A 6,143-nucleotide genomic window follows, 5' to 3' on the forward strand; every position below is an offset into this window, starting at 1 on the left:
TGGTGCGCCCACATCCTCGAACAGAAGCGTCTCGGCAAACTCGTCCGCCCCGCCGCCATCTACACCGGACCCGCACCCCGCACCCCCGAGTCCATCGAGGGCTGGGACCAAATCCCTCACACCAAATGACATTTCATTTGGGCCACCCGAGGAAGCCCCGACGGGGGCTACAACATCATTGGTGCGACGTGTTCGACTCGGTCACGATGTGCTGTCTTCATCAAACTGTCGACCTGTTCGCGTTCGGTGTCACCCGCACCCCGTGCACTGCATCGAACCTGGCCACATCCTTGCCGATGGATTCCATGAAACGTCGATTCACTGGGACCTGCGGGCACGTCCGACGCGCCCGAGATCCGGAGGTTCGGCGAAGACGAATGCATATCGGCGCACGACCGATGCCGGTGCCGACCCCCATCTCCGCGCCGTTCTGGGAGGGCTGCACCGAGAACACGCTGCGCTATCAACGGTGCGAGGAGTGCGACACGGCCGTCTTCAGAGCCGGAGGTGTTCTGCCCGTCGTGCTGGTCGACACGGCTGGCATGGACCGAAAGCCTCGGTGTCGGAACGATATACAGCTACTCCGTCGTCTGGCGAGCGCAGTCCCCCGCATTCGACACACCCTGTGTGGTGGCCATCATCGAGTTCGCGGAGGGGTTTCACATGATGAGCAACATCGTTAAATTGCGACGAGACCGCCGTGCGCTGCGGCATGCCCGTGACCGTCACGCTTCGCAAAATGCCCGAGGGAATGACGCTCCCCTTTCTCGAGCCGAGTCCCTGAACGCGTCTTCGAAGTCAGCGCTGTGTCGCATCGAAGGTCGACGAATGCGCAGCCCGATCGAGTGCCGCTATGGACGCCTCGTTTTCGAGTGTGCACGGAGGCCCATGCCGGTACTGGTTGCCTGTCGAACCGGCGCACCTGGCAGCACTCGCGGAACCGAATCGCGTAGCCGGGGATTCACCCACCACTGACCGGTGCCGCGACACGGCCCGACGGAGTCGCCTCCTCGAGCAGCGAGGCGATGGCCTGCAGGTGCCGGCGCATGCGGTGCTGGGCCAGGGGCGCGTCACCGGAGACGATCGCCTCGACGATCGCAGTGTGCGCCTCGTGAGACGCGGCCGCTCGTGCCGTCCACTCCGCGCTCGGTTGCTCTGAGTCCCAGCCTTGTTGGACCATCTCCTCGTCCAGTCGAGCGAGGACCTCGACGAAAAGACTGATGGCGGGATTGCCGGTCAGTTCGGCAATCACACTATGGAGATTGCGTGCGTGACCGCTCGTCACGCCTTGCGTGACAAGTTCTTCCTCGGTGCGCAGCGCTGTGGTCAGGCGCGTGATACCGGGCTCGGTCAACCGTTCGGTGGCCGCGACCACCCCGGCGAGCTCGAGCGCCGTACGCGCCTCGAACAATTGCTCACGGGTGACGTCCGCATGCCGCAGGTACACCCGCGCCGCGTGCCGGACCACGCCCGGGTCCGGCTCGGTGATCACCAGACCACCTCCAGGTCCGCGCCGCATGGTGGCCATCTGATGATGTTCGACCAGCCGCACGGCCTCACGGAAGACCGCACGACTGACCCCATACCGCTCGATGAGCTCGGTTTCCGATCCCAGAATCGTCCCGGTACGCCATCCGCCGGCGATGATGTCCTTCTCGATACGGTCGGCCACCGTCTCGGCGAGGCGCTGACTGCCACGCCCCCCGCTCCCGGTACCACTTTTCTGTCCGACTGCCATTTCACCGATGCTACCCGCAAAAATCCGTTAAGTGCACCTATTCACCGGCTCCCCACTCGCCGCGCGGTGCTAGATGAGGAACCTCAATAGGGCCACGGTCGCACGGGGGCGCGATCCGCATCGAGGGCTCGCGCCGACTCGAACGTTGAGCCTTCACATCCAGGGTTTCTCACACGTGAACAGTACGATTCGCGCCCACCAGGATCCGCCCACGAGAAACACAGAGGGACGCAAAGCACAGGAGTACAACAAAAGAACAGTCCTCGACTAAACGCTATGAGTACACTATATTCCGTAGACACCAGCCTCTCAACACGGCTAGCAACCGCTCAACACCGGGAATCCGGGGTGGAAACAGTGAACTCTATTGGTTCGAAAGTTCCCTGAGCGACCTGGTTCATCTCATGATGGGTTTCCTGAGCCTCGAAGAAAGGGTGCAGTGCAGTGACGAACGAACGCGAAGATTGCCTGGTCGTCTCCGGAGCCGGCAGTGGGATCGGCCGCGCCATCGCCCGCGGCGCCGCGAAACAGGGTATCGCCGTCGCGGTCTGGGACATCGACGCCGACGCCGCGCATGCCGTCGCCGACGAGATCCGCCGGTCCGGCGGCCGGTCGTCGGCGATCGGCGTGGACGTGTCTGACGGCCAGGCCGTGGCCGACGCCCTCGAACGCACCCTGGGCTGGCACGTCCCGAACCTGCTGGTCAACAATGCCGGCCCGCCCAGTGCGCAGCCCCGGCCCTTCGCCGACGGCGTGAACGCGGTCGTCTCCGCGGTCGAGGTGGTGACCTCGGCGTGGCTGCACCGAGTACGCGACCGTGCGGAGGCGGTAGTAAATGTCGCCTCCATCGCCGGCACCACGATCGGCGGCGGCACCGATTGGTACTCGACCGGTAAAGCCGGCGTCCTAGGATTCACCCGCTACCTGGCGGCCTCGGCCCCGCACGGACTGCGCGCCAACGCCGTCGCACCCGGACTCGTCGAAACACCCCGCATGACCGACTATCTCAGCTCGGAGGTCGGCCAACGGATGGTCGCACGCACGCCCCGGCGGTCACCCGTCCAGCCCGACGAGGTCGCCGCCGCAGTTCTGTTCCTGATCTCCCCCGCGGCGGCGGCCATCACCGGCACCGCCCTAACCGTGGATGCGGGCATGTCCCTGACCGCATGACGGTCCTCCACTCGACCCCGTGTGAAAGGAGCTCTGCTCAGTGAACGTACCGAACCATTCCGGTCGTGACTCGGACCTGATCCGCTGCCTGGGACTGCCCGAGAAGGGCACGATCTACGACCTGTCCTCGGGGTGGTGGCGCCACATGCCGAACTTCGACGGCTACCCCCGATTCGAGGTCGTCACCTATAACTCACCGAGTGGCCAGCGCATCGACGGGCGCTTCCCGTTCGACGACGCGGTGGCCAACGACGTCGAGTTCGGATACGTGTCCGAACTCGTCTCCGGAAGCCTGCACACCGGCACCCACATCGACGCACTGTGCCACGTGACCAGGGGCCCGGACGACGAGTGGCACGGCGGCGTGTCGGCGAACCGGGCGGTTGGCGACTACGGCGCCAACCGCGGCGACGCGTCGACGCTCCCGCCGATCATCGGCCGCGGCGTGCTGCTCGACGTCCCGGGGTCTCTCGGCATGGAAGCCCTGCCCCCGGGATTCGCGATCACCGGCGAACATTTGCAGAGTGCCGCCGAGCGTGCCGGTGTCGAGGTCACCTCCGGAGACACAGTCTTGGTCCGCACCGGACAGATGAAGTACTGGCCCGACGCAGACCGGATCCGACGCGAGAGCGGGGGCAGCGGAGTCGATGTCGACGGGGCCCGGTGGCTCGCCGAACACGGCGCCCGTCACGTCGGCGCCGACACCATGTCGTTCGAGGTGCGCCCCTCCACGGTGCCAGGCAACCCATTGCCGGTGCACCTGTACCTGCTGCAGGAGCGCGGAATCCACATCCTGGAGTGGATCTACTGCGAGAAACTCGCCGCCGACGGGGTGAGCACCTTCCTGTTCGTAGCACTACCGTTGACGATCCGCGGTGGCACCGGATCACCGATCCGACCGATCGCGATCGTGTGAAACCTGCGACACCGGAACCGCCGGAAGCCGAATTGGTCGTCGACGGTGGTCGATCCCTCGGAAATCACTGATCGATCCGCGAAAAACCCCTCCACCATCACAGCCGCTCCGCTACTGCCGCCCGCATTCGGAGCCCCATTCCATCGGAGTCCCCATGTCATCGACCCCGCACACCGATCCCCCCACCGGTGGACTCGACCGCGCGGCGCTGCTCCTCGACGCCTTCGACGGACCCGGCCGGCTCAACCTGGCCCAGGTCGTGAGGCGGACGGGCCTGTCACGCTCGTCAGCGCACCGGATGCTCGAACGACTCGTGCAGCTGCACTGGCTGCGTCGCGACGGGCGTGACTACGAACTCGGCATGCGCCTGTTCGAACTGGGCTCGTTGGCACTACACCAGGATCGTCTGCACCAGGCGGCGCTACCCTATCTGCACGAGCTGCATCGGCTAACCGGACATGTCGTGCATCTCGCTGTCCTCGACGGCGTCGACGTGGTGTACCTGGACAAGATCGGCCCGGGCTTCGGTGCCCGGCTCCCATCCAGGATCGGCGGACGTCAGCCCGCCCACTGCACCAGCGTGGGCAAGGCGCTGCTTGCCAACCTGGCTCCTAGCGAGCGCGAGTGTTTCCTCGCCACGGACCTGCAGGGCTCGACACAGCGCAGCCCGGCGGTGCCGTCCCGGCTGCGCACGGAGCTCGACCGGATCCGCGAACGCGGGATTGCCGTGGACCGCCAGGAATCGGTGGTCGGGATCGCCTGCATCGGCGTGCCGGTCGGCAATCCGGGCAATGTCGTGGCCGGACTGTCCGTGTGCGGTCCGGCTGCGCACATGAAGCCCGAGCACATGCTGGCGACCCCGCTCCGGATCGCGGCGCGCGACATCACCCGAGCGCTCAGCGCAGCCGAGAGCGGCACGCCGTGCCGACCATTCGCCCGCAGCCGGCCAGGCCGGCCTGAAGGAGGCACACGCGAGCTCATGCATTGCGCCACCGAACGCGTCACGACCCGCGGTGCCGCGCGGGCGACGACTACGCCGATGAACTGAACGCGACAGCAGTGTCTACGATCCCACCACTTCGGCGCCGGGACTATCCACGGGATCTTGACGACCGTCGTGGTGTCGACGCCCTCGCACAGCGACAGCGGATCCGGGAGGGGATGCGCGAAAATTCACGAGGATTCCGCTGGATGGCAGCAGGGTTGGGAATCGCCGGGGCGCATGCGGCTTCAATGGCGACGGCGCGGAGTTCCCATCACACGACTCCTCCGCTCAACCAAACAGCCTTCCATGGGCGTCACCACGCCCCGTGCCCGGCCAGATGGTCCAGTTCACGTGGCATCGACACCGGCCTGCTCGCTGCAATTCTCCGCCTCACCATCACCTCCTCCGCCTGAAACCATCCGACTACCACGCCGGGCCCTCCAGACATGGCGTCATCTCCGACCCCATGCGGCTCGACTCGAGGAGCGAAGCTATGCGATTTACCTATGCCGAGGCGATGACAAACCCCCACTTCTACCTGCCGCTGGCCAGGGCGGCGGAGCAGGCCGGCTACGACAGCATGACCGTCGCCGACAGCATCTGCTATCCCAAGGAGTCGGACTCGGTCTACCCCTACACCGCGGACGGCAGTCGGGACTTCCTCGAAGACAAGGCGTTCCCCGAGGTGCTCATCCTCGCTGCAGCGATGGGTGCCGTGACGAGCACCCTGCGGTTCACCACCTTCGTCCTCAAGTTGCCGGTCCGGCCGCCCGTGCTCGTGGCCAAGCAGGCAAGCACCGTAGCCCACCTGACGAACAATCGTCTGAGCCTGGGTGTCGGCGTCAGTCCCTGGCGCGAGGACTTCGAGGTGATGGGTGTGCCATTCGAAGGACGAGGCACCCGGATGAACGAAGCCATCGACATACTCCGCGGTCTGACCGGTGGTGACTATTTCGAATACCACGGCCAGGTCCATGAGCTGCCTGCCGTCAAGCTGAGTCCGGTACCCACCCGCCCGATCCCGATACTGATCGGCGGTCACAGCGACGCGGCACTCCGGCGCGCCGCGACCCGGGGCGACGGGTGGATGCACGCTGGCAGCGAAACCGCCGAGTTGGATCGACTTCTCGCCCGGCTCCACCGGTTCCGGGAGGAAGCGGACACCACCGATCACCGGTTCGAAATTCACGTCATCTCACCGGAGGCGTACACCGTCGACGGCATCAAACGCCTCGAGGACAAAGGCGTCACCGATGTTGTCGTCTCGTTCCGGAATCCGTATTCCGCGGGACCCGATACGGAGTCCCTCGACACTAAGCCTGGATCCGTGGAGA

6 protein-coding genes and 1 pseudogene are annotated in these 6,143 nt (G+C 65.7%); 6 read left to right on the top strand and 1 reads right to left on the bottom strand.

Annotated features, from left to right (window positions below):
- Positions 1-129 (top strand): annotated as a pseudogene (locus tag AZG88_RS51030) (citrate synthase); the annotation flags it as partial.
- A gap of 378 nt (positions 130-507) precedes the next feature.
- Positions 508-975 carry an OB-fold domain-containing protein gene (locus AZG88_RS55855; RefSeq protein ID WP_197488012.1) on the top strand — a complete coding sequence of 156 codons (468 nt, stop codon included), beginning with the start codon at positions 508-510 and terminating at the stop codon, positions 973-975.
- Here AZG88_RS55855 and AZG88_RS39600 read toward each other — a convergent pair.
- Positions 962-1,738 (bottom strand): FadR/GntR family transcriptional regulator, encoded by a 777-nt coding sequence (locus AZG88_RS39600; RefSeq protein ID WP_061042951.1) that lies wholly within the window; start codon positions 1,736-1,738, stop codon positions 962-964. The two genes, AZG88_RS55855 and AZG88_RS39600, sit on opposite strands and share 14 nt — an antisense overlap.
- A gap of 444 nt (positions 1,739-2,182) precedes the next feature.
- On the opposite strand from AZG88_RS39600, the gene AZG88_RS39605 reads away from it, so the two are divergent.
- The 4 genes from AZG88_RS39605 to AZG88_RS39620 all read left to right on the top strand — a co-directional run.
- Positions 2,183-2,908: an SDR family NAD(P)-dependent oxidoreductase gene (locus tag AZG88_RS39605; RefSeq protein ID WP_061700765.1), complete on the top strand. Its 726-nt coding sequence runs from the start codon at positions 2,183-2,185 to the stop codon at positions 2,906-2,908.
- A gap of 40 nt (positions 2,909-2,948) precedes the next feature.
- The gene (locus tag AZG88_RS39610) at positions 2,949-3,824 is read left to right on the top strand and encodes a cyclase family protein (protein ID WP_061700766.1); all 876 of its coding nucleotides are present in this window, start codon (positions 2,949-2,951) and stop codon (positions 3,822-3,824) included.
- Positions 3,825-3,978: 154 nt separating this feature from the next.
- Positions 3,979-4,872 carry an IclR family transcriptional regulator gene (locus tag AZG88_RS39615; RefSeq protein ID WP_061700767.1) on the top strand — a complete coding sequence of 298 codons (894 nt, stop codon included), beginning with the start codon at positions 3,979-3,981 and terminating at the stop codon, positions 4,870-4,872.
- Between the two features lie 430 nt (positions 4,873-5,302).
- Positions 5,303-6,143 (top strand): TIGR03619 family F420-dependent LLM class oxidoreductase (locus AZG88_RS39620; protein WP_061700768.1); only part of this gene is annotated, 841 nt, incomplete at its 3' end.

Source organism: Rhodococcus sp. LB1, assembly GCF_001583455.1.
GTDB classification, from domain to species: Bacteria; Actinomycetota; Actinomycetes; order Mycobacteriales; family Mycobacteriaceae; genus Rhodococcus_F; species Rhodococcus_F opacus.

Bases quoted from the DNA above. Each gene is read 5' to 3' on its own strand.
- AZG88_RS39600 (WP_061042951.1), bottom strand. From the start codon at position 1,738: ATGGCAGTCGGACAGAAAAGTGGTACCGGGAGCGGGGGGCGTGGCAGT.
- AZG88_RS39615 (WP_061700767.1), top strand. From the start codon at position 3,979: ATGTCATCGACCCCGCACACCGATCCCCCCACCGGTGGACTCGACCGC.